Annotated in this window: 23 protein-coding genes; 8 read left to right on the top strand and 15 right to left on the bottom strand. The window is 74.0% G+C overall.

Translation table 11 applies throughout. The features are described from left to right. Window positions 1-22: 22 nt before the first annotated feature. Entirely contained in the window at window positions 23-388 is a 366-nt protein-coding gene (locus QWY29_RS02745; RefSeq protein ID WP_300959124.1) for a hypothetical protein, read from the top strand. Next, window positions 385-1,710 (top strand): hypothetical protein, encoded by a 1,326-nt coding sequence (locus QWY29_RS02740; RefSeq protein ID WP_300959123.1) that lies wholly within the window; start codon window positions 385-387, stop codon window positions 1,708-1,710. Before QWY29_RS02745 ends, QWY29_RS02740 begins: the two co-directional genes overlap by 4 nt. On the opposite strand, the gene QWY29_RS02735 is transcribed toward QWY29_RS02740, so the two are convergent. Continuing rightward, window positions 1,673-3,028 (bottom strand): CpaE/TadZ family protein, encoded by a 1,356-nt coding sequence (locus QWY29_RS02735; RefSeq protein WP_300959122.1) that lies wholly within the window; start codon window positions 3,026-3,028, stop codon window positions 1,673-1,675. The two genes, QWY29_RS02740 and QWY29_RS02735, sit on opposite strands and share 38 nt — an antisense overlap. Continuing rightward, a complete protein-coding gene (locus QWY29_RS02730; RefSeq protein ID WP_300959121.1) occupies window positions 3,025-3,660 on the bottom strand; it encodes a hypothetical protein in 636 nt (211 codons plus the stop codon). The genes QWY29_RS02735 and QWY29_RS02730 overlap by 4 nt, the downstream gene beginning before the upstream one ends. A gap of 116 nt (window positions 3,661-3,776) precedes the next feature. Here QWY29_RS02730 and QWY29_RS02725 point away from each other — a divergent pair, with 116 nt between their 5' ends. Next, window positions 3,777-4,016 carry a helix-turn-helix domain-containing protein gene (locus QWY29_RS02725; protein ID WP_300959120.1) on the top strand — a complete coding sequence of 80 codons (240 nt, stop codon included), beginning with the start codon at window positions 3,777-3,779 and terminating at the stop codon, window positions 4,014-4,016. A 25-nt stretch (window positions 4,017-4,041) separates the two neighbouring features. Here QWY29_RS02725 and QWY29_RS02720 read toward each other — a convergent pair whose 3' ends face one another. Genes QWY29_RS02720 through sigE form a run of 3 tightly spaced genes read right to left on the bottom strand, consistent with a single transcriptional unit; the run spans window position 4,042 to window position 6,584 of the window. Beyond that, a complete protein-coding gene (locus QWY29_RS02720) occupies window positions 4,042-5,421 on the bottom strand; it encodes a S1C family serine protease (protein WP_300959119.1) in 1,380 nt (459 codons plus the stop codon). A gap of 42 nt (window positions 5,422-5,463) precedes the next feature. Continuing rightward, entirely contained in the window at window positions 5,464-5,955 is a 492-nt protein-coding gene (locus QWY29_RS02715) for an anti-sigma factor (RefSeq protein ID WP_300959118.1), read from the bottom strand. Between the two features lie 11 nt (window positions 5,956-5,966). Further along, window positions 5,967-6,584 carry an RNA polymerase sigma factor SigE gene (gene sigE / locus QWY29_RS02710; RefSeq protein ID WP_300959117.1) on the bottom strand — a complete coding sequence of 206 codons (618 nt, stop codon included), beginning with the start codon at window positions 6,582-6,584 and terminating at the stop codon, window positions 5,967-5,969. Between the two features lie 165 nt (window positions 6,585-6,749). On the opposite strand from sigE, the gene QWY29_RS02705 reads away from it, so the two are divergent. Further along, window positions 6,750-7,406 (top strand): O-methyltransferase, encoded by a 657-nt coding sequence (locus QWY29_RS02705; RefSeq protein WP_300959116.1) that lies wholly within the window; start codon window positions 6,750-6,752, stop codon window positions 7,404-7,406. A gap of 117 nt (window positions 7,407-7,523) precedes the next feature. Here the strand turns inward: QWY29_RS02705 and QWY29_RS02700 are convergent, their stop codons facing one another. Next, complete coding sequence (locus tag QWY29_RS02700) at window positions 7,524-9,566, bottom strand: MMPL family transporter (protein WP_300959115.1); 2,043 nt, start codon at window positions 9,564-9,566, stop codon at window positions 7,524-7,526. A 62-nt stretch (window positions 9,567-9,628) separates the two neighbouring features. On the opposite strand from QWY29_RS02700, the gene QWY29_RS02695 reads away from it, so the two are divergent. Next, window positions 9,629-10,117, top strand: coding sequence for a MarR family winged helix-turn-helix transcriptional regulator (locus tag QWY29_RS02695; protein WP_300959114.1), 489 nt, complete (start codon window positions 9,629-9,631; stop codon window positions 10,115-10,117). On the opposite strand, the gene QWY29_RS02690 is transcribed toward QWY29_RS02695, so the two are convergent. From QWY29_RS02690 to QWY29_RS02680, 3 genes are read right to left on the bottom strand one after another with little or no spacing between them, the layout of a single operon-like run. Continuing rightward, window positions 10,047-10,385 (bottom strand): hypothetical protein, encoded by a 339-nt coding sequence (locus QWY29_RS02690; RefSeq protein ID WP_300959113.1) that lies wholly within the window; start codon window positions 10,383-10,385, stop codon window positions 10,047-10,049. The genes QWY29_RS02695 and QWY29_RS02690 overlap by 71 nt on opposite strands. Window positions 10,386-10,404: 19 nt before the next feature. Next, window positions 10,405-11,976: a leucyl aminopeptidase family protein gene (locus tag QWY29_RS02685; protein WP_300959112.1), complete on the bottom strand. Its 1,572-nt coding sequence runs from the start codon at window positions 11,974-11,976 to the stop codon at window positions 10,405-10,407. A gap of 31 nt (window positions 11,977-12,007) precedes the next feature. Continuing rightward, window positions 12,008-12,175, bottom strand: a complete 168-nt coding sequence (locus QWY29_RS02680; RefSeq protein ID WP_194503637.1) for a DUF3117 domain-containing protein — start codon at window positions 12,173-12,175, stop codon at window positions 12,008-12,010. A 170-nt stretch (window positions 12,176-12,345) separates the two neighbouring features. Between QWY29_RS02680 and QWY29_RS02675 the strand changes: the two genes are divergently transcribed. Next, a complete protein-coding gene (locus QWY29_RS02675; RefSeq protein ID WP_300959111.1) occupies window positions 12,346-13,140 on the top strand; it encodes a PaaX family transcriptional regulator in 795 nt (264 codons plus the stop codon). After that, window positions 13,137-13,958: an enoyl-CoA hydratase-related protein gene (locus QWY29_RS02670; RefSeq protein WP_300959110.1), complete on the top strand. Its 822-nt coding sequence runs from the start codon at window positions 13,137-13,139 to the stop codon at window positions 13,956-13,958. Before QWY29_RS02675 ends, QWY29_RS02670 begins: the two co-directional genes overlap by 4 nt. 52 nt (window positions 13,959-14,010) lie before the next feature. On the opposite strand, the gene QWY29_RS02665 is transcribed toward QWY29_RS02670, so the two are convergent. The 5 genes from QWY29_RS02665 to dapE are packed head-to-tail and all read right to left on the bottom strand — an operon-like array spanning window position 14,011 to window position 17,348. Further along, window positions 14,011-14,808, bottom strand: a complete 798-nt coding sequence (locus tag QWY29_RS02665) for a M14 family zinc carboxypeptidase (RefSeq protein ID WP_300959109.1) — start codon at window positions 14,806-14,808, stop codon at window positions 14,011-14,013. Window positions 14,809-14,827: 19 nt separating this feature from the next. Next, window positions 14,828-15,250 carry a hypothetical protein gene (locus tag QWY29_RS02660; protein ID WP_300959108.1) on the bottom strand — a complete coding sequence of 141 codons (423 nt, stop codon included), beginning with the start codon at window positions 15,248-15,250 and terminating at the stop codon, window positions 14,828-14,830. A 15-nt stretch (window positions 15,251-15,265) separates the two neighbouring features. Further along, entirely contained in the window at window positions 15,266-15,547 is a 282-nt protein-coding gene (locus tag QWY29_RS02655; RefSeq protein WP_300959590.1) for a DivIVA domain-containing protein, read from the bottom strand. After that, window positions 15,547-16,278: an LOG family protein gene (locus tag QWY29_RS02650; protein ID WP_300959107.1), complete on the bottom strand. Its 732-nt coding sequence runs from the start codon at window positions 16,276-16,278 to the stop codon at window positions 15,547-15,549. The genes QWY29_RS02655 and QWY29_RS02650 overlap by 1 nt, the downstream gene beginning before the upstream one ends. Further along, window positions 16,275-17,348: a succinyl-diaminopimelate desuccinylase gene (gene dapE, locus QWY29_RS02645; protein ID WP_300959106.1), complete on the bottom strand. Its 1,074-nt coding sequence runs from the start codon at window positions 17,346-17,348 to the stop codon at window positions 16,275-16,277. Before dapE ends, QWY29_RS02650 begins: the two co-directional genes overlap by 4 nt. 97 nt (window positions 17,349-17,445) lie before the next feature. On the opposite strand from dapE, the gene QWY29_RS02640 reads away from it, so the two are divergent. Next, entirely contained in the window at window positions 17,446-18,303 is an 858-nt protein-coding gene (locus tag QWY29_RS02640) for an LLM class F420-dependent oxidoreductase (protein WP_300959105.1), read from the top strand. 118 nt (window positions 18,304-18,421) lie between these two features. Here QWY29_RS02640 and ileS read toward each other — a convergent pair whose 3' ends face one another. After that, window positions 18,422-21,643 (bottom strand): isoleucine--tRNA ligase, encoded by a 3,222-nt coding sequence (ileS, locus tag QWY29_RS02635; RefSeq protein WP_300959104.1) that lies wholly within the window; start codon window positions 21,641-21,643, stop codon window positions 18,422-18,424. Window positions 21,644-21,763 lie beyond the last annotated feature (120 nt).

Here is a 21,763-nt window from a genome sequence, read left to right as displayed (position 1 = left end):
AACCCACGAGGACTGCCACACCATGCACACCACGCGACGACTCGCGGCCGGCGCCGCGGTCCTGGCCCTCGCGCTCGGCACCGCCGCCTGCGGCGACGACGAGCCCGCACCCGAGACCTCCGGCGAGACGCAGACCATCGAGGTCACCTTCGAGGGCGGCACGGTCACGCCGAACGGCGAGCGTGTCGAGGTGGGTGTCGACGAGGAGGTCGAGCTGGTCGTGCAGGCCGACGAGGGCGGCGAGATCCACGTCCACGCCACGCCCGAGCAGACGCTGCAGTACGGCGCCGGCACCACGACCCTGCCCATCACCCTGGACCAGCCGGGTGTCGTCGAGGTCGAGTCGCACGACCTCGACCAGGTGATCGTGCAGCTCGAGGTCCGGTGAGCGACGGGCGGTACCTCGCCCACGGGATCGGCGGCGCCAAGGACCTGCCGATCTCCCCCGAGCTGGCGATCGCCGGCGCGGTGGCCGCGCTGACGGTGTCCTTCACCGTGCTGGCCCTCGCGTGGCGCTCCCCGAGGTACGACGCTGCCACCTCCGGCCGACCGGCGCTCGCGTTCGTCCAGGAGGTCGTGGACTCCACGGCGTTCCGCGTCGTCCTGCGCGTGCTCGGCATGGCGGTCTTCGCCTACGGCGCGTACGCCGCCGTGCTGGGCCAGGACCTGCTGACCAATCCCGTGTTCGGGATGTTCTACGTGTGGTGGTGGGTCGGCCTGGTGCCGCTCTCGCTGCTGCTCGGCCCGGTGTGGAAGGCGATCAGCCCGGTCCGCACCATCAACCTGGCCTTCGCCAAGCTCTCCGGCAGCGACCCCGATCACGGGGTGTTCACTTACCCCGAGCGGCTCGGCGTGTGGCCGGCGGCGATCGGCCTCTACGCGTTCGTGTGGATGGAGCTGGTCTACCAGTTCTCCACCGAGCTGGGCCCGGTGCGGCTGTGGGTCGCGACGTACGTCGCCGTGATGCTGCTCGGCGGCGCACTGTTCGGCAACACCTTCTACGAGCGCGCCGACCCGTTCGAGGTCTACTCCTCGCTCATCGCCAAGCTCTCCCCCTGGGGCCGGCGCGACGGGCAGCTGGTCGTCCGGAGCCCGCTGGCGAACCTCGACTCGGTCACCGTCCGGCCCGGCCTGGTCGCGGTGATGGCGGTGCTCTTCGGATCGACGGCCTACGACTCCTTCCGGGAGTCGTCGTTCTGGGTGCGCCACATCCAGTCCAGCGAGACCTCCGTCGCGCTGCTCAACAACCTCGCGCTGCTCGGCTTCGTCGTCGGCGTGGGGCTGGTCTTCGCGGTCGGCACCGCCGCCACCGGGGTCGGGCCCGACACGCCGCGGTGGAGCCTGCCCGACCGGTTCGCCCACTCCGTCGTGCCGATCATCGTCGGCTACATGGTCGCCCACTACCTGACCTACCTCGTCGAGGTCGGCCAGCTGACGCTGATCCAGGCCAGCGACCCGCTCGGCACCGGGCAGGACCTGCTCGGCACGGGCGACTGGAGCGTCAACTACTGGCTCTCCTACCACCCGACGCTGCTGGCCAACACCAAGGTGCTCGCCGTGGTGCTCGGGCACGTCGTCGGCGTCGTGGCCGCCCACGACCGGGCCATCAAGCTGCTGCCCAAGCGGCACCAGCTCACCGGCCAGCTGCCGCTGCTGCTGGCGATGGTCTTCTTCACCGCCGGCGGTCTCTACCTCCTCTTCGCCGCCTGACCGACCCGGGCCCGGACCCGGCCGCGCCGCCCGCCCCGGCGGGTGGTGCGGCCGGCGGCGCGAGGGCGTCGACCAGCGTCGCCACGGCCCGGGTCACGGGAGAGTCGCCGGACTCCAGCAGGGTGCGCCCGGCGACCAGGGCGCGGTCGACCCCGGCGCGGTCCTCCGGCACGAAGTGCAACGACGCCACCCGGCCGAAGCCCCGCACCATCGCGGCCACGTCCTTCTCCGACCAGCCCAGCGTCGGGCGCATGCGGTTGACCACGACGCGCACCGGGGCCCCGCCGGTCACCTCGGCGAGCTCGACCAGGCCGCGCGCCAGGCGGGAGAGGCCGACCGGGTCGGCGGTGCCGACGACGAGCAGCTCGTCGGCCGACCCGACCGCCTCGAGGGTGAGCCGGTTGCGGCCCGGCCGGCCGGGGTCGAGGCCGTCCTCCTCGAGGTGGGCGCCGGTGTCGACGACGACGTCCCCGTGACCTCGGCCGACCTCAAGCAGGTGCTCCAGCGTCCCGGCCCGCACCTCCGACCACCGGTCCGCCCGGGGCAGCCCGGTGACCACGCTCAGGTGCTGGTCGAGGCCGCGCTGGACCGAGGTGAAGCCGTCGGCCAGCGTGCCCGCCGTCGCCAGCCGGGTCGCCGCGAGGAGCCCCGAGACCTCGTCGAGGATGCCGAGCTGCTGGGCCACCGTCCCGCCGTACGGGTCGGCGTCGACGAGCACCGTGCGACGGCGACGCCGCGCGAGCTCGGCGGCCACGGCCGAGGCGGTCGTCGTGCGACCCGGCGCGCCCGCCGGGCCCCAGACCACGATCACCCGGCCCCGCGACCTCGGGACGCCGGCGTCGGCGTCGTCCGGGGCTCCGTCCAGGCCTGTGCCCGACCGCCCGGCCGGCCCGGCGTCCGTCATCGGGACCGAGCCGTGGCGCGGCACCGTGGGTGGCGCGTCCGGCGTGTGGACCGCGGCGACCACCGCGTCCGCGAGCAGGTGGAGCGCCGCCTCGTCGACGACCGGCCCGATGCCGACGCGGGAGGCACGCAACCGGCCGGCGTCGACGGCGTCGGTGGGCACCACCGCGACCGGCTGCACACCGTGGTGGCGCAGGTGCTCGACGGCGGCGGCGTCCAGCCCCGGCGCGTCGACACCGACCACGGCTGCGTCGGCCCGGCCCGCCGAGGCGGCGGCCAGCAGGTCGTCGACGTCCACGCACCGCTTGAGCACGACGACGTCGCGCCGCTCCTCGAAGCGCCGCAGCGCCTCGGACTCCCAGCCCGCGCCACCACCGACGACCAGGACGACGACCGGGCTCATCGGACCGCTCACGAGACCTGGGTGACGGTCGTGACGGGTGCCTCGACCCGGGCCAGGCGGGCGAAGAACTCCTCCGCGTCCTCCTCCGGCACCGCGACCACGAGCTGCCGCTGGCCGGAGGCCCCGAAACCGTCGTCGAGGGCGGGCACGTCGACCACGACCACGTCGTCGAGCACGGGCCCGTCGGGGGTGCCGGCCGAGCCGGTCAGGTAGACGTCGACGACCGACCCCTCGCGCACCGCCGGCGGGACGAGGTCGACCGCGAGCGGCACCGAGACCGTGCCGGTGTCCTCCGTCGAGCCGACCGCGGCGCGGGGCAGCAGCTCACCGGCTCCGACCCCACGCACCAGGGCCAGGTCCGGCGGCAGCTGGTCGTCGACCGCGAAGTAGCGGCCCTGGGTCTCCGGGTCGGCGAACCGCACGCGCTGCGCCACCAGGTCCGCCTCCTCCACCCGGTCGCCGGCGCCGAGGTCGGCGGCCACCGCCCAGACCTGCACCGTGTCGTCGGCGCCGTCGACGATGCGGGCCCCGAGCACGACGGAGGCCGCCACGACGAGCACCCCGATCCAGAGGCGGGGGTCGCGCCAGCCGGGCGTGCCGGTGCGCGTCGCGGGCGGCGGGGAGGGAGCGGGTTCCGAGGCCACGCGGACAGTGTGCAGATCGGCGGGCCGGCCGTCACCCCGTCATCCACAGGCAGCTCCGTCCACAGGCCGCGGGGCTGCTCCGGGGTCCTGGGGGTGGGAGGTGCCACGATGGGCCCATGGCAGGTACGCCCCGCTTCCTCACGCTCGCCGACGTCGCCGAGGTGCTCAACACCTCGAGCGCGCAGGTGTACGCGTTGGTGCGCCGCGGCGAGCTGCCCGCCATCAAGATCGGCGGGCGCGGCCAGTGGCGGGTCGAGGCCAGCCAGCTGGAGGACTTCATCCAGCGGATGTACGACGAGACGCGCACCTTCGTCGACCAGCACCCGTACGTCGACGCCGAGCCGCGCGGCGAGTAGCCGCCGAGCCCCGGCCGAGCCGGCGTCAGCCGGTCTCGGAGCCGAGCGTCACCTCGACCTTCCGCTCGTCGCCGTCGCGCACCACGGTGAAGGCGATCGTCTCGCCCGGCTGGTGGGTGCGGATCGAGACGATCAGCGCGATGCCGTCGGTGACCCGCTCGCCGTCGACGGCGACGACCACGTCGCCGGCCTCCAGGCCGGCCTCCGCGGCCGGGGTGTCGTCGAGGACCTCCTCGATCGTCGCCCCCGACCCGTCGCGCCGACCGGTCTGCACCTGGGCGCCGATGACCGGGTAGCTGGCCTTGCCGGTCCGCAGGATCTGGTCGGCGGTCACCCGGACCTGCTCGATGGGGATCGCGAAGCCGACGCCGATGTTGCCCGACTCGCCGCCGAGCATGCCGCCGCCGGTCGTGGCGATCGCGGAGTTCACGCCGACGACCTGGCCGCGGAGGTTGACCAGCGGGCCGCCGGAGTTGCCGGGGTTGATCGCCGCGTCGGTCTGGACGGCATTGATGTAGGACGAGTCGTTGGCCGAGTCGCCGGTTGTGACCGGCCGCTGGAGCGCGCTGACGATGCCGGCAGTGACGGTCGCCCGCAGCCCGAGCGGCGAGCCGATCGCCACCACGCCCTCGCCCACGAGCAGCTCGGTGGAGGCGCCGAGCGCTGCGGGCTTCATCCCCTCGACCTCCTCGGCGTAGAGCACGGCGAGGTCGTAGACCGGGCTGCGCCCGACCACCTCCGCGTCGTACCGGTTGCCGTCCTGGTCGACGATCTGGATCGCGCCGTCGTCGGAGGCGGCGTCGGCCACCACGTGGTTGTTGGTGACGACGTGGCCGCGGCTGTCGAGCACGAAGCCCGAGCCGGTGGCGCCGTTGGCCTCGCCCTCGTACTCCGCGGCGATCTGCACGGTGCTCGGCAGCAGCTCCTGGGCGACCGCGGCGACCGTGCCGTCGTCGACCTCCAGCGGCGGCTCGGTGCGCACCGTGTCCTCGCCGAGGCCGGAGCCGACCAGCGAGGAGCCGGAGCCCTCCTGGAGCTCGTCGTGGACGATGCTGCCCAGCACGCCCCCGGCCACGCCGACGACCAGCGCCAGCGCGGTGACCAGCGGCCACAGCCACCCCGGCACGCGGCCGCGGGGGGCCGCCGGCGGGGCCGGGTAGGGCTGGCCGTAGGGCGCGGCCTGCGGGTACGGCTGGGTCTGGCCGAAGCCCTGGTCCTGGCCGTAACCGGGGGCCTGGCCGAACGGCTGGGGGTAGGGCGTCGGCGCGCTCGTTGGGCGCGGCGCGTCCCACTGCATCGGCCGCGGCTGCGCGGTCGGCGGGACCCACGAGTCGCCGCCGGCGGGCGCCGGACCCAGCGGCCGGGTCTCCTCGGTGCCGTCCGGACCGGCCTGCTCGTCGTTCACGTGCCCATCATGACGGGCTGCTGGTCGGCCCCGACCGTGCGGTCAGGGGCGGCGCAGGAACGCCGGGCCCGGGGTGGGCGTCGACGTGGGACCGGGGGTGGTCGTGCCGATCTGGGTGACCGGCGCGCGGCGGTCGGCCGGCGGGGCGTCGGCCGGGGCGGCGCCGAGCGCGATGACGCCCATGACCGCGGCGCCGACCGCGCCACCGCCGATCGCCACGAGGCCCGCCGTACGTCGTCCGCGGTGCTGCTCGCGCTCCGCGGCCATCGCGAGGAACACGTCGCCCGGCGGCATCCCCGCCGCCTCGGCCGGACCGCAGCGCAGGGCGCCCTTGAGCGAGTCGGGGGCCCCGCCGCAGTCGCCCATCGAGAGGCCGACCAGGCGGGTCTTGACCCAGCCCTCGCGCTCGACGAGGTCGCGGCAGGCGTGGCAGGTGTGCACGTGCGCCCAGGCGCGCTCGGCCTCGTCGGCCGGCAGCTGGCCGTCCAGGAGCGCGCTGACCTTGGCGCCGAGGTGGCCGCTCAGCGGACCCATCAGCGGGCCCATCACCGCTCGCCGCCGGGGACGAGGGCGTCGTGGCCGACGGGGCCGGAGTACCGCTGCCGGCCGTCGGCGGGCGCCCGGTGCGCGAGCGCCTTGCGCAGCATCGCGCGGCCGCGGTGGATGCGGGAGCGGACCGTGCCGAGCTTGGCGCCGAGGATCTCGGCGATCTCCTCGTAGGAGAGGCCCTCGACGTCGCACAGCACGACCGCGGCGCGGAAGTCGGGCGGCAGGGTGGCCAGGGCGCGCTCCACGTCGTCGTCGAAGCGCTGGTCGGCGTACGCCGCCTCGGGTGCCGGCGACGCGCTCGTCAGCCGGTCGGCCCGCTCGTCGGAGAGCGCGTCGAAGCGGATGCGCTGCTTGCGGCGGGCCTGGTCGAGGAAGAGGTTGGTCGTGATGCGGTGCAGCCAGCCCTCGAACGTGCCCGGCGTGTAGCCCGACAGCGAGCGGAAGACCCGCACGAAGACCTCCTGGGTGAGGTCCTCGGCGTCGTGGCGGTTGCCGGTCAGCCGGTAGGCCAGGCGGTAGACGCGGTCAGAGTGCTGCTCGACGACCTCGTCCCACGTGGGCACCCCGGGGGTGCTGGCCTGCTCCGGACCGGGTGCTGCGCCCCGCTCGTCCATGACGGTCCCTCTCCACCTGACCACTGCGTCCCCCTCACCGTAGGTGCGTTCGCTGAGAGATCCCTGTGAGCCGGTCGCCCACGTCCCTGCCAACGCGCGGGCACGTCTCGACGTTCCCGGGTGCGCCGGGTGATGCCCGGGCTCGCGGCGCGGTAGGTTCGCCCGGTGACGACGACGCCGGTGAGTGCTGCCAGCTGGAGCTATGCCGAGGAGTTCGTGGCCGAGGACGAGGTCCTCGCCGCGGCGCGCGCCCGCGCCCAGGAGGTGGGGGTGGTCCCGGTCGGCCCCGGCGCCGGCGCAGCCTTGCGCTTCCTCGCCTCCGTCCTCGACGCCCGCGCGGTGGTCGAGATCGGCACCGGCACCGGCGTCTCCGGCCTGTGGATGCTGCGCGGCATGCGCGGCGACGGCGTGCTCACCACCGTCGACATCGAGACCGAGCACCAGCGCCTCGCGCGTCAGTCCTACACCGAGGCCGGCATCGCCAGCCAGCGCGCCCGCACCATCTCCGGCGCCGCTCTCGACGTGCTCCCCCGGCTCACCGACGGCCACTACGACCTGGTCTTCTGCGACGGCGACAAGCGCGAGTACGCCGCCTACCTCACCGAGGCACTGCGCCTGCTGCGCCCCGGCGGCGTGGTGGCCTTCGACAACGCGCTGTGGCACGACCGCGTGGCCGACCCGGCCCAGCGCGACGAGGAGACCGTCGCCATCCGCGACCTCGGCCGCGCCGTCGTCGAGCACCCCGACCTGGTGAGCCTGATGCTCCCCGTCGGTGACGGGCTGCTCGTCGCGAAGAAGACCTGGAACCCCGAGTCCGACTGACCTGCTGACCGACCGTCTGACCCATCGGTCGGATCCTGCCGGCCCGATCCGGCCTCGTGCTGCCCAGCGAGCGCCAGAGCGCACGCTCAGCAGCACGAGACGTCGTACGCCGACCCCTCAGGCGCGCACCTTCCGCGGCCACCAGAACCGGTCGCCGAGGAGCAGGGCGGCGGCGGGGACGAGCACGGTGCGGACGAGCAGGGTGTCGAGCAGGACACCGATGCAGATGACCGTGCCGACCTGGGCGAGGACGACCAGCGGCAGCACGCCGAGGACCGCGAAGACGGCGGCGAGGAGCACACCGGCGCTGGTGATGACGCCACCGGTGGCGGCCAGCGCGCGGAGCATCCCCTGCCGGGAGCCGTGGGCGGCGGCCTCCTCGCGGGCCCGGGTGACGAGGAAGATGTTGTAGTCGACGCCGAGCGCGACGAGGAACAGGAACGCCAGCAGCGGCACCGACTCGTCGAGCGCGGAGAAGCCGAGCGGTCCGGTGAAGAGCCACCAGGCGGCGCCCATCGATGCGGCGTACGTGCCGAGCACCGTGGCGACCAGCACCAGCGGGGCGACGACGGAGCGCAGGAGCAGCAGCAGCGCACCGAGCACCAGCGCGAGGATCAGCGGCAGGATCAGCAGCCGGTCGCGCGCGGCACCCTCGCGGGCGTCGATCGCGGTGGCCTCGGTGCCGCCGACGTGGGTCTCGTCGAGGTCCTCGACCGCCGCGCGCATGGCGGCGATGGTGTCCTCGGCCTCGTCGGAGCCGGGGTCGCCGGCGAGCACCACGTTGAGCTGGGCGACGCCGTCGCCCTCGGGGCCGGGCTGCACCTGCGAGACGCCCTCGACACCTTCCAGCGCCTTGCCCACCTCGCGCGGGTCGGCGGTGGTGACGACACGCGTGGGGTCGGTGAGGCCGGCGGGGAAGGACTCGGCGAGCCGGTTGGAGGCGGAGATCGCCTCGGGCTCGTCGAGGAACTGCTCGTCCTGGTCCAGGCCGGTGCTCACGCCGAGCAGGCCGATGGAGAGGGCGGCGATCACCGCGACGGTCGCAGTGGCGAAGACGGCGGGGCGACGGGCCACCCGGTCGCCGACGCGGTGCCAGAAGGAGTCCATGTCGACGAGCGCGGCCTGGCCGGTGCGGGGCACCTTCGGCCAGAAGACCCAGCGGCCGAAGAGCACGAGGAGCGCCGGCAGCACGACGAGCGCGAAGAACGCCGCGACCACGACGCCGACGGCGCAGGCCAGGCCGAGGCCGCGGGTGGTCGGGATGACCGAGAGCAGCAGCGTGAGCAGGCCGAGCACCACGGTGGTGGCGCTGGCCAGCACCGCCTCGGCGGTCCGGGCGAGGGCGGTGGTCATGGCGGCGTACCGGTCCTCGACGTGCCGCAGCTCGTCGCGGTAGCGGGAGATCAGCAGCAGGGCGTAGTTGGTGCCGGCACCGAAGACCAGCACGGACAGGATCCCGACCGTCGACTCGTCCCACGCGACGTCGAGGGCGGCCATCACCTGGGTCGCGGCGATCGCGGCGAAGCGGTCGGCGACGCCGACGACGAGCAGCGGGATGATCCACAGCACGGGGCTGCGGTAGGTGATGACCAGCAGGAACGCCACGACGGTCGCGGTCACGGCCAGCAGGCGGAAGTTCGCTCCGTCGAAGACCGCGGCCAGGTCGGCCTGGACGGCCGCCGGGCCCGTGGCCTGCGCGGTCACGCCGTCGGGTGCGGACTCGTCGAGCTGCGTGCGGAGGTCCTCGACCTCGTCGGCGACGTCGGTGGCCGACCCCGAGGCGACCTGCACGATCGCGATCGCGGCGGTGCCGTCCTCGGCGACCGAGACCGGCCCGTCCGGGCCGCCGCCGACCGCGCCGAGCTCCTCGGCGGTCGCGCGGAGCTCGCCGAGGGCGTCCTGGTCGAGCTCGCCCTCGTCGGCGGTCCAGAGCACGACGGCGGTGTCGGAGCCCTCGTCGGGCAGCCGCTGCTCGAGCTCGGTGGCGAGCGTGGAGTCGAGGTCGCGCGGGAGCTGGTCGAGGGGGGTCTGCTCGCGGTCGCCCTCACCGAGCAGCACCAGGCCGAGCAGGGCGGCGACCAGCGGGAGGAAGGCGAAGAGCCAGGCCGTGCGCCGCGCCACGATCACTGACGTGACGGGGTGGGCTCGGTGGTCGGACACGGCGGTTCTCCTCGGGGACGTACGATTGGTTCAGGTACGAAGATGCTAAGCAGGTGAGACAAGTGCCGGAGCAACGCTCCCTCCTCGGTGCCCTCCGCGACCTCGTCGAAGCAGGGGTGCGGATGCGGCACACCGTCGCGCGCGCCGCCGGGCTCAGCGAGCACGAGATGGTCGCGCTCCAGCACCTCGGTCGCGGGTCGGTCGGCCCGGCCGAGCTCGCGCGCCTGCTGGGTGTCTCCACGGCCGCGTCCACCGGCATCGTCGACCGGCTCGCGGCGCGCGGCCACGTCGTACGCCGCGCGCACGACGCCGACCGCCGCCGCACCGAGTTGCACCTGACCGACACCGGCCGCCAGGAGGTGCTCGCGCACCTCTCCCCCATGCTCGTCGCGCTGCGCGCGCTGGACGAGGACTTCGACGACGACGAGAAGGCCGTCGTCGAGCGCTACCTGGCCGGGGCGACGGCCGCGCTGCGCGAGGTCAGCCGCGCGGCGTCGCCTGGAAGCCCTCCCAGCCCTCCGCGACCGCCACGACGTCCCACGCCTCGATGAGCACCGGCGGGGCGCCGACCATCCGCGAGCCCGGCACGTCGGCCGCGCCGGCGGTGAACTCCTCCTGGAACGCCGCTCGCGCCTCGTCGGTCGCGAACAGGTAGAGCCCCTCGAACCACTCGCCCGGCCGCACCCGCCAGGTCTTGAACCGCAGCCCGGCCATGCCGGTGAAGCGGGCGTGGGAGGTCTCCGCGACGTACGACGCCAGCTGCTCCTCGACGCCGTCGGGCGCGTCCGCGAGCGACCAGCGGATGCTCAGCCCCTTCACGCGCCGGCCTCGGGGCAGGTCATGCGATGCCGTCCAGCGGGGCGTCCCCGCCGAGCCAGGCCAGCAGGGCGCGGGCGCCGAAGCCGGTCGGCCCCTCGGTCCACTCGTCCTGGTCGGCCGGCGCGTCGCCGACCGAGGCCACGTCGAGGTGCGCCCACGGGACGTCGCCGACGAAGTGCTGGAGGAAGAGCGCGGCGGTGATCGCGCCGGGGCCGCCCGCGGCGTTGTCGGCGTCGGCGACCTTCGAGGCCAGCTTGTCCTCGTAGACCTCGGCCAGCGGCATCCGCCACAGCGGCTCGCCGGACGCCTCACCGGCGGCGGCGATCGCGGCGGCCAGGGTCTCGCGGTTGGCGAAGAAGCCGCCCACCTGCTGGCCGAGCGCGACCTTCATCGCGCCGGTGAGCGTGGCGACGTCGACGACCACGGTCGGGTCGAGCTCGGAGACGGCGTACGCCAGCGCGTCGGCCAGCACCACACGCCCCTCGGCGTCGGTGTTGGTGACCTCGGTGGTCCGCCCGCCCCAGTGGCGCACGACGTCACCCGGGCGCAGGGCGTCGCCGGAGACGGCGTTCTCGGCCATCGGCACCAGGCCCACGACACGGACCGGGCAGCCCACGTCGGCCAGCGCGGCCATGGTGGCGAGCACGACGGCACCGCCGGTCATGTCGCGCTTCATGTTGGCCATCGCCTGGGCGGGCTTGATCGACAGCCCGCCGGTGTCGAAGGTGATGCCCTTGCCGACCAGCACGACCGTCGGCGTACGCCGCCCGGCGCGGCGCGGCGCGTAGTCCAGCTGCACCAGGCGCGGCGGGGTCGCGGACCCCTGACCGACGCCCAGGATGCCGCCGAAGCCCTCGGCCGCGAGCTGCTGCTCGTCCCAGACGCGGTAGCCCAGGCCGGCCTCGTCGGCGAGGCGACGGGCCTCTTCGGCGAGCCAGGCGGGGCTTTTCAGGTTGGAGGGGACGGTCGCGAGCGTGCGCGAGCGCCAGCCCGCGCCGGCCACGGCCAGCGCGCGGCGCAGCGCGGCGTCGTACGGCTTCGGGTCGAGCGCGGCCAGCACGACCTGCTCGACCGGCACGTGCTCCGGCGGCCGCGAGCGCCAGGAGAACCCGAAGGAGCCCAGCACCAGCCCGACCACGAACGGCTCGAGGCCGGTGTCGGGGTCCAGCGCCGGGATCGTGGTCGCGACCGCGCCGACGTCCTTGACGGCCCGCGCGAGGGCGGCACCGGCCTTGCGGAAGTCCGCGGGGCGCTGCGCACCGACGCCGACCAGCAGCACCCGCCGCAGCGACGCCTGGTCGGGGCCGCCGAGCGGCACCGGGCTGGCGACGACCCGACCGGCCTCGCCACTGGACCGCTCGGCCTCGAGCAGCGCGAGCAGGTCGATGCCGAGCTGCTCGGTGACCTCCTCGGCACCCGGGCCGAGGACCGGCGCCGCGCCCTCCCCCTCACCCGGGACGACCGGGAGCGCCACCACCTCCACGCCGTCGACCGCGAGCGGCCTGGCCGCGCTCAGCGCGAGCCGGGGCGGCGAGACCTGGGACGGGAGGGTGGGGGTGGCGCGAGGACGGTCGGACGAGGTGGGGGGCACGACGCGGCGCGGGGCGATCTCGTGGCCGGCGTCAGCCGACGACGGCCTTGAGGGCGTCGCCGAGGTCACCGGCCTCCTCGGCGTTGAGCTCGACGACCAGACGACCGCCGCCCTCGAGGGGGACGCGCATGACGATGCCGCGGCCCTCCTTGGTGACCTCGAGCGGACCGTCACCCGTTCGTGGCTTCATTGCCGCCATCCCGGCACCTCTTCTCGTGTTGCAGTCCTCGAGACCGACGAGGTCCAGGCGCCCCGCCAGCCGTGTGACCTCCATTATCCCCCATCGGTGGCGCGAGCGTGACCGGTCCCCACACCTCGGCCCGTGGGACGCCCCGGCGCGGGCCCCGGCCGGGCTGGGAGACTGCGGTCATGCACGCGCGGTCGGCCCTCTTCGACCTGTACGGCGACCACCTGCGCGCGCGTGGCTCGCAGGCGCCGGTCGCCGCGCTCGTGCGCCTGCTCGCACCGGTCGGGATCGCCGCACCGGCCGTTCGCACCGCGATCTCGCGGATGGTCATCCAGGGCTGGCTCGAGCCCGTCGGGCTGCCCGACGGCCGCGGCTACCGCGCCACCGACCAGGCCACCCGTCGCCTCGACGAGGCGCGGGCCCGGATCTACCGGCGCCGCGACGAGCCCTGGGACGGACACTGGCACCTCGTGCTGGTCACGCCGCCCGCCGACCGCAGCGCCCGGGGCCGGCTGCGCGCCGACCTCGCCTACCTCGGGTACGCCGAGCTGGCCGACACCGTGTGGGTCGGGCCGGTCGCGAGCCCCGAGCTCGCCGGCGTGCTCACCCGGGCCGGTGCGACCGCGCGGACCGGCCGCGCCCGCGACCTCGAGCCCTCCCCGGTCGAGGCGTGGGAACTGGCGGCGCTCCACGCGTCGTACGCCGGGTGGTCGGCCGTGGCGGGCGAGCTGGTCGCCGGCCACCTCGCCGCGCACGACGACCCGGACGAGGCGGCCTTCGCGGCCCGCTTCCACCTCGTCCACGAGTGGCGCAAGTTCCTCTTCGCCGACCCGGGGCTGCCTGCGGAGGTGCTGCCGGACGACTGGCCGCGCGACGTGGCGGCGCGGCACTTCGCGGCCGAGGCCGACCGGCTCAAGGCCGGGGCGGACCGGTTCGTCGCCCGCTGCCTGCCCGGCCCGGCAGACTGCCCCGCATGACCTCCACGACCACCACGCCCGACGCGTCCCAGGCGCCCGTGCTCCTCGACGTCTCCGAGGGCGTCGCGACCATCACGCTCAACCGTCCCGACGCGATGAACAGCCTCGACGTGGCGACCAAGGTGCTGCTGCGCGAGATCGTCCAGACGGTGGCCGAGGACGCCGCCGTACGGGCTGTGCTGCTGACCGGCACCGGCCGGGCGTTCTGCACCGGCCAGGACCTCAAGGAGCACGTGCAGCTGCTGCACAGCGGCGGCAGCGAGGCGCTGTTCTCCACCGTCGACGAGCACTACAACCCGATCGTCACCGCGCTCGCCGGCATGGCCAAGCCGGTCGTCGCCGCGGTCAACGGCGTCGCCGCCGGTGCGGGCGCCAGCCTCGCCTTCGCCTGCGACCTGCGCCTGGTCGCCGACACCGCCGGCTTCAACCTGGCCTTCGCCAACGTCGGCCTCTCCTGCGACACCGGCGCCAGCTACCACCTGCCGCTGCTGGTCGGCCGGGCCAAGGCGCTCGAGCTGCTCTACCTGCCGCGCACCGTGCCTGCCGCCGAGGCGCTCGAGCTCGGCCTCGCGACCTCGCTGCACTCCCCCGACACGCTCGCCGAGGAGGCGCGTGCCCTGGCCGTCCGCCTCGCCGCCGGCCCGACGGTCGCGCTCGGGTCGATCCGCCGGTCGGTGGCGTACGCCGCCGGCCACACCTTCGCCGAGGCCGTCGCCTTCGAGTCCTCGATGATGCAGCTCACCGGCGCCACCGAGGACCACCGCGCCGCCGTCGACGCGTTCGTCGCCAAGCAGAAGCCGGTGTTCGAGGGGCGGTGAGGGTCGGGGCCGGCGGGTCCTGGGCGGGCGTCGACGATCGCGCCCGGCCGTCCTAGCGCTGCGCCCAGTCCAGGTGCCCGCGGTAGGCGCCGAAGATCGACAGCACCTGGTCGGGGACGACCGTGCGCAGCCGGCGGCGCGACGGCTTCGCGGCGTACTCGACCGTGAGCGCGGTGCCGGCGAACCGGTGGTTGAACCAGCCGGTCATCGTGCCGTGGCAGACGCCGCCGCAGTCGAAGGTCTTGCGCGGCAGGCCCAGGTGGCGGGCGACCTTGCGCGCGAAGCGCGGGCGCTTGGTGTCGGTGTCGACGCCGTGCAGCGGCTGGTGGAAGCTCAGCAGGTGGTCGGGCCGGACGTCGGCGAGGAAGCCCATCATCGCCTTGGTCTCGGGCTCGGAGGCCGCCTTCGGCCCCGACTCGTAACGTCCGTCGAGGTCGGCCCACTTGAAGGGGTAGTTGCGGTTGAGGTCGACCCCGCGGGCGCTGCGGCGGGTGCCGGCGGCGAGGCCGTCGGGGTTGTAGGTCGGCACGACCCACAGGTCGAGGCCCACCACCGGCGGGCCGTCGCGCAGCGCGGTCAGCAGGTGCCGGGTGGCCGGCTCGTCGCCGTGCATGGTCGAGATGAGCACGACGGTCGGCACACCGGGACGTCCGGGCTCGCCGAGGTGCCAGGCGACGATGTCGCGGTCCTGCGCCGACGTGCCGAGGACGCGCTTGCCGACGACGGCGGGCCGCTCGGGGGCCGCGGCGGAGGCAGCCGAGGTCGGTGAGGCCGGGGCGGGTGCCGTCGGGGCGCCGGCGAGGACCAGTGCGAGGCCGGCGGCGGCGGTCAGCAGGCGGGATCGGCGCACGGCGGCTCCTGGGGTCGGGTCAGACGACGGAGGTCAGGTAGGCCCAGGTCAGCACGCAGACACCGGCGAGCGTGCCGAGGTGGGCCAGCAGCGAGAGGCCCGGCCCCTCGGACCAGGAGTCGTCCGCACCGGCCGACGCGTGCCGCCCGCGGCTGGGCAGCCAGCGGACGAGGATGCCGATGCCGGCCACCACGAGCAGCCACCAGCAGGCCAGGCCGACGATGCCGACGGTGTCGCCACCGAGCGGCGAGTCCGGCGGGGCGACGAGGAAGACCGTCCAGACCACGACGGCGGCGACGCCGGCGCCGGTGTGCAGGTCGAGCAGCCGGCGGCCGACCCGCAGCCGCCCACCACCGCCCTCGCCACGCAGCCTCAGCCGCGTCAGCGCGACCACGACCACCCCGAGCGCGGTCAGGACGTAGACGACCACCTCGCTGGACACGCGGCGCAGTCTGCCCTACGCCGTGTGGTCGTCGCCACGGACGTCGCCACGGACGTCGGTCGGCTCCTGCTCCCGGGCCAGCCGGTCCAGCAGCGCGTCGACGTCCGCCATCCGGTAGCCGCGCAGCGCGAGCGGGAACCGCACCCGCCGCAGGTCCTCGGCCGTGAGCGGCCGGTCCGTGGGCAGGTCCACCGCCAGCCGGTCCGGCTCGGCCTCGCCCATCGGCGTGCCCCGGCCGGCGGCCACCGCGGCGATGCCGCCCATGAGCAGCACGACAAGGACCGCGAAGAACCACATCACGACGCGTCGTCCTCCCGGGCGGCCTGCATCAGCGCGACGACCTCGTCGAGGTCGTCGGTGAGGGTCAGCATGTCGAGGTCCTCGACCGCGATCTTGCCCTCGGCGGCGACCGTGTCGCGCAGCCAGTCGAGCAGCCCGCGCCAGTAATCGGTGCCGATCAGCACGATCGGGAAGCTGGTGACCTTGCGCGTCTGCACCAAGGTCATCGCTTCGAACAGCTCGTCGAGGGTGCCGACGCCGCCGGGCAGCACGGCGAAGCCCTGGGAGTACTTCACGAACATCGTCTTGCGGGCGAAGAAGTAGCGGAAGTTGATGCCGACGTCGGACCACTCGTTCAGCCCGGTCTCGAAGGGCAGCTCGATGCCGAGCCCGACGCTGACGCCGCCGGCCTCGCTCGCGCCCTTGTTGGCGGCCTCCATCGCACCCGGGCCGCCCCCGGTGATCACCGCGAACCCGGCCTCGGCGAGCCGCTTGCCCAGCTCCTCGGCGGCGGCGTACGTCGGGTGGTCGGCCGGCGTGCGGGCCGAGCCGAAGACCGCGATCGCCGGCCCGAGCTCGGCGAGCGCGCCGAACCCCTCGACGAACTCGGCCTGGATCCGCATCACGCGCCACGGGTCGGTGTGCACCCAGCCGCTGTCGCCGCGGGAGTCCAGCAGCCGTTGGTCGGTGGTGCTGCCGTCGACCTGGCCGCGACGCTGGACGATCGGCCCCTTCGCCTTCGACCTCACGCGCCCGCCTCCCCGGTCAGCCACGTCCGCAGCCGCTGCTCGCACCGCTCGATGTCCGCCACGGGGACGTGCTCGTCCTGCTTGTGGGCGTAGAGCGGGTCGCCCGGCCCGTAGTTGACCGCCGGCACGCCGAGCGCGGTGAAGCGGGCGACGTCGGTCCAGCCGAACTTCGGCGCGACCTCGCCGCCGACCGCGTCGACGAACGCGCGCGCGGCCGGCCGGTCGAGCCCCGGCAGCGCACCCGGCGAGGTGTCGGTCAGCCGGACGTCGTACCCCGCGAAGAGCTCACGGACGAACGCCTCGGCCTCCGCCTCCGAGCGGTCCGGCGCGAAGCGGTAGTTGACGGTGACGACGCACTCGTCGGGGACGACGTTGCCGGCGACCCCGCCGGAGATGCCGACGGCGTTGAGTCCCTCGCGGTACTCCAGCCCGTCGATCACCGGCCGCCGCGGCTCGTGCGCGTTGAGCCGGTCGAGCACCTCGGCGGCGCCGTGGATCGCGTTGACCCCGCGCCAGGAGCGGGCGGAGTGCGCGCGCTCGCCGGTGGTGCGGACCTCGACGCGCAGCGTGCCCTGGCAGCCGGCCTCGACCGAGGCGTTCGAGGGCTCCATCAGGATCGCGAAGTCGGCCTCCATCAGGTCCGGCCGCGCCTCGGCGAGCAGCCGCAGGCCGTTGTGCACGGCCTCGATCTCCTCGGCCTCGTAGAGGATGTAGGTGACGTCGCGCACCGGCTCCGGCACGGTCGCGGCCAGCTTGAGGATGACCGCGTCGCCGCCCTTCATGTCGCAGGTGCCGAGCCCGTGGAGGACGCCGCCCTCGAGCCGGCTCGGCAGGTTGTCGTTGAGCGGCACGGTGTCGAGGTGGCCGGCGATGACCACCCGCTCGCTGCGGCCGAGGTCGGTCCGCGCGACGACGGTGTGCCCGTGGCGGACCACCTCGAGGTGCGGCAGCGGCCGGAGCGCTGCCTCGACGGCGTCGGCGATCTCGGCCTCGGCGCGGCTCACCGACTCGATGTCGACGAGGGCCGCGGTCAGCGAGACGACGTCCTGCGAGAGGTCGAGGGTGGCCATGGCCCCATCCAAGCAGCCGACCCCGACAGGCCCCGTGCTGGACACCTGTCCGGTTCGCCCTTCCGCCGCAGGTGGAACACGTTCTAGTCTCGGGTCCATGCGCAACGGACTCGTCCTCTTCACCTCCGACCGCGGGATCACCCCGGCGGCCCTCGCGAAGGCCGGGGAGGAGCGCGGGTTCGACAGCATCTACGTCCCCGAGCACACCCACATCCCGGTCAAGCGGACCGCCGCCCACCCCGGCACCGGCGACGAGACGCTTCCCGACGACCGCTACCTGCGCACCCTCGACCCGTGGATCTCGCTGGCCACCGCGGCGGCCGTCACCACGCGCATCCGCCTCGCGACCGCCGTCGCCCTGCCGGTCGAGTCCGACCCGATCACCCTCGCCAAGCAGGTCGCCACCCTCGACCACCTCTCCGGCGGCCGGGTCACCATCGGCGCCGGCTTCGGCTGGAACACCGACGAGCTCGAGGACCACCACGTCCCGCCCGGCAGGCGCCGCACCGTGCTCAAGGAGTACGTCGAGGCGATGCGCGCGCTGTGGACGCAGGAGGAGGCGTCGTACGACGGCGAGTTCGTGTCGTTCGGACCCTCCTGGGCCTACCCCAAGCCGGCCCAGCCGCACGTCCCCCTCGTCATCGGCGCCGGCGGCGGGCCCAAGACGTTCCGCTGGATCGCCGAGCACGCCGACGGCTGGATGACCACGCCGACCCAGCAGGACGTCCTCGGCAACATCAAGGCGCTGAAGAAGGCGTGGGCCGAGGCCGGCCGCGACGGCCAGCCGGAGATCCACGTGCTCATCGCCTTCAAGCCCGACCCCGCCGACCTCGCCGCCTGGGCCGAGGCCGGCTGCACCGACCTCATCTGGGGCGTCCCCGACAAGTCCGAGGACGAGGTGCTCGCCAGCCTCGACCGGATGGCGGGCCGCCTCGGACTGTCACCCGCTGGTTGAGCCGTGAAGGCCGCCAGGCCTGAACGAGTCGAAACCCGGTGAGGCACCCACGGCCGCAGCCACGGTCACCGGGTTTCGACACGGCTCGCCGACGCTCGCCGGCTCAACCAGCGATGGGTCAGGCCTTGGCGACCGCCACCTGCGGCTCGCCGTCGCCAGCGACCAGGTCGAGCGAGGTCGCGAGCGTCTCGGAGGTGAGCAGCTCGCGGTGGGTCTCGGCGGCGGCGACGACGTCGGCGGGGCCGGTGACGGTCAGCGCGATCCGGTCGGAGACCTCCAGCCCGGCGTCGCGACGAGCCTGCTGCACCTGGCGGACCAGGTCGCGGGCAAGACCCTCGGCGGCGAGCTCCGGGGTGACCGCGGTGTCGAGCACGACGAAGCCGCCGCTGCGCAGCACCCCGGTCGCGGAGTCGGCGTCGGCCGAGCCGGCGACGGTCTCGAGGGTGTACTCCCCCTCCTGCAGCGCCAGGCCGCCCGAGGTCACGGTGCCGTCCTCGGCCACCGACCAGTCGCCGGACTTCGAGCCCTTGATGGCGACCTGCACGTCCTTGCCGAGCCGGGGGCCGGCGGCGCGGGCGTTGACGGTCAGCTTCTGCTCCACGCCGTACGACGCGGCCTCGTCGGAGTCCGCGGCGAGCAGGCGCACCTGCTTGACGTTGACCTCGTCGGCCACGATCCCCTCGAAGCCGCCGAGCGCGGCCGGGTCCTCGACCACGACGGTCAGCGTCGAGAGCGGGAGCCGGTTGCGCAGGTTGCCCGCCTTGCGCAGCGCCGACGTGGCCGAGCAGACCTCGCGGACCTGGTCCATCGCGGCGACGAGCGCGTCGTCGGCCGGCAGCGCGGACGCGTCCGGCCAGTCGGCCAGGTGCACCGAGCGCTCGCCGGTCAGCCCGCGCCAGACCTCCTCGGTGGTCAGCGGCAGCAGCGGGGCGACGGTCCGGCAGACCACCTCGAGCACCGTGTAGAGGGTGTCGAAGGCCTCGGTGGAGTCACCCCAGAAGCGGTCGCGGGAGCGACGGATGTACCAGTTGGTCAGCACGTCGAGGAACGACCGGGTCGTCTCGCACGCGTCGGCGACGGCGTACTCGTCGAGCTGGGTGGTCATCGTCTCGACGTACTGCCGCAGCTTGGCGAGCAGGTAGCGGTCGAGCGGGTCCTCGGAGTCCGTCGACCACTGCGCGTCGTGCCCCTGGCCGTCATTGGCGGCGTTGGCGTAGAGCTGGAAGAAGTACCAGCTGTTCCACAGCGGGATCATCACCTGGCGCACCGAGTCGCGGATGCCCTGCTCGGTGACGACCAGGTTGCCGCCGCGCAGGATCGGGCTCGACATGAGGAACCAACGCATCGCGTCAGCGCCGTCGCGCTCGAAGACCTCGCGCACGTCGGGGTAGTTGCGCAGCGACTTGCTCATCTTGTTGCCGTCGCTGCCCAGCACGATGCCGTGGCTGATGCACGACTGGAACGCCGGCTTGTCGAACAGCGCCGTCGCGAGCACGTGCAGGGTGTAGAACCAGCCGCGGGTCTGGCCGATGTACTCGACGATGAAGTCGCCCGGGAAGTGGCCCTTCTTCTCGGCCGTGCCGTCGAACCAGTCGGCGTTCTCGAACGGGTAGTGGTTCTGCGCGAAGCTCATCGAGCCCGAGTCGAACCACACGTCGAGCACGTCGGGCACGCGGCGCATCATCGACGTGCCGGTCGGGTCGTCGGGGTTCGGGCGCACCAGCTCGTCGACGTACGGCCGGTGCAGGTCGGGCTGGCCGTCCTTGTTGCGCGGCAGGGTGCCGAAGTCGCGCTCGAGCTCCTCGAAGGAGCCGTAGACGTCGAGGCGGGGGTACGCCGGGTCGTCGCTCTTCCACACCGGGACCGGGCTGCCCCAGAACCGGTTGCGGGTGATCGACCAGTCGCGGGCGTTGGCCAGCCACTTGCCGAACTGGCCGTCCTGGATGTGGTCGGGCACCCAGCGGATCTGCTGGTTCAGCTCGAGCATCCGGTCCTTGATCGCCGTGACCTCGACGAACCACGACGAGACGCCCTTGTAGATGAGCGGCTCGCGGCAGCGCCAGCAGTGCGGGTAGGAGTGGTCGTAGGTCTCGCGGCGCAGCAGCACCGTGCCGGGGGTGACCGCGCCGACGGCCTCGCCGGTCTCGCCACGGGTGGCGGCCTTCAGGTGGTCGATGATCGGCAGGTTCGCGTCGAAGACCTGCATGCCGGCGTACTCCGCGACCGGGTGGGTGAACCGCCCGTCCTTGCCGACCGGCATGACCGGCTCGATGCCCTCGCGGTCGGTGACCTCCTTGTCGACCTCACCGAACGCGCCGGCGGTGTGGACCAGCCCGGTGCCGTCGGTGGTCGTGACGGCGTCGTCGGCGGGCACCACGCGGAACGCGCCCTCGTGGCCGACGTAGTAGGAGAACGGCGGGGTGTAGGTCAGCCCGAGCAGGTCGGTGCCCGTCCCGCGCCAGACGACCTGCGGCTCGTCGCCCAGCTCACGGGCGTAGGCGCCGAGGCGGGCCTCCGCGAGCACGTAACGGACGCCGTCGGACTCGACCGCGACGTACTCGATGTCGGAGCCGACCATGACCGCGAGGTTGCTCGGAAGTGTCCACGGCGTGGTCGTCCAGACGAGGAGCTTGGCGCCCTTGAGCTCGTGGTCGGAGGTGATGTCGTAGCCGACGGTGACGGCCGGGTCCTGGCGGTTCTGGTAGACGTCGTCGTCCATGCGCAGCTCGTGGTTGGACAGCGGCGTCTCGTCGTTCCAGCAGTAGGGCAGCACGCGGAAGCCCTCGTAGACCAGGCCCTTGTCGTGCAGGCGCTTGAACGCCCAGATGACCGACTCCATGTACTCGGGGTTCATGGTCCGGTAGTCGCGGTCGAAGTCGACCCAGCGCGCCTGGCGGGTGACGTACTCGCGCCACTCGCCGGTGTACTTCATGACCGAGTCGCGGCAGGCCTCGTTGAACCGGTCGATGCCCATCTCGACGATCTCGTCGGTGGTCTTGATGCCGTTGAGGCGCATCGCCTCGAGCTCGGCGGGCAGGCCGTGGGTGTCCCAACCGAAGCGGCGCTCGACGCGCTTGCCGCGCATCGTCTGGTAGCGCGGGACGATGTCCTTGACGTAGCCGGTGAGCAGGTGGCCGTAGTGCGGCAGGCCGTTGGCGAAGGGCGGGCCGTCGTAGAAGACGAACTCGTTGCCGGCGTCCGCGCCCGGGTCGCGCTGGTCGATGCTCGCCTGGAAGGTGCCGTCGGCGTCCCAGTAGGCCAGCACCCGCTCCTCGATCGCGGGGAACCGCGGGGTGGACGGCACGCCGCTCTCGGAGGTGGAGACCTTCGGGTACGTCATCGGTTGCTCCTGCAGCTTCGGGGTGAGTCCTTCTCGAAACCACAGGGACGATCCGGCCGGACCGCGGTACCACCCTGCTTGCCGGCCCGGTGCTGCTGGGCCGACCGCTCAACCGGGCTG

It is taken from the genome of Nocardioides abyssi (assembly GCF_030412915.1).
Taxonomy (GTDB): Bacteria; Actinomycetota; Actinomycetes; order Propionibacteriales; family Nocardioidaceae; genus Nocardioides; species Nocardioides abyssi.
Note: the sequence above shows the minus strand (reverse complement) of the source record. Positions and strands in the feature narration are given on the sequence as shown.

What these genes read in the sequence shown, in the direction of transcription:
- QWY29_RS02745 (WP_300959124.1), top strand. Translation starts at nt 23, where the DNA reads ATGCACACCACGCGACGACTCGCGGCCGGCGCCGCGGTCCTGGCCCTC.
- QWY29_RS02715 (WP_300959118.1), bottom strand. Translation starts at nt 5,955, where the DNA reads ATGGGTCCGCTGAGCGGCCACCTCGGCGCCAAGGTCAGCGCGCTCCTG.
- QWY29_RS02640 (WP_300959105.1), top strand. Translation starts at nt 17,446, where the DNA reads ATGCGCAACGGACTCGTCCTCTTCACCTCCGACCGCGGGATCACCCCG.
- QWY29_RS02670 (WP_300959110.1), top strand. Translation starts at nt 13,137, where the DNA reads ATGACCTCCACGACCACCACGCCCGACGCGTCCCAGGCGCCCGTGCTC.
- sigE (WP_300959117.1), bottom strand. Translation starts at nt 6,584, where the DNA reads ATGGACGAGCGGGGCGCAGCACCCGGTCCGGAGCAGGCCAGCACCCCC.
- QWY29_RS02680 (WP_194503637.1), bottom strand. Translation starts at nt 12,175, where the DNA reads ATGGCGGCAATGAAGCCACGAACGGGTGACGGTCCGCTCGAGGTCACC.
- QWY29_RS02655 (WP_300959590.1), bottom strand. Translation starts at nt 15,547, where the DNA reads ATGTGGTTCTTCGCGGTCCTTGTCGTGCTGCTCATGGGCGGCATCGCC.
- QWY29_RS02725 (WP_300959120.1), top strand. Translation starts at nt 3,777, where the DNA reads ATGGCAGGTACGCCCCGCTTCCTCACGCTCGCCGACGTCGCCGAGGTG.
- dapE (WP_300959106.1), bottom strand. Translation starts at nt 17,348, where the DNA reads ATGGCCACCCTCGACCTCTCGCAGGACGTCGTCTCGCTGACCGCGGCC.
- ileS (WP_300959104.1), bottom strand. Translation starts at nt 21,643, where the DNA reads ATGACGTACCCGAAGGTCTCCACCTCCGAGAGCGGCGTGCCGTCCACC.
- QWY29_RS02675 (WP_300959111.1), top strand. Translation starts at nt 12,346, where the DNA reads ATGCACGCGCGGTCGGCCCTCTTCGACCTGTACGGCGACCACCTGCGC.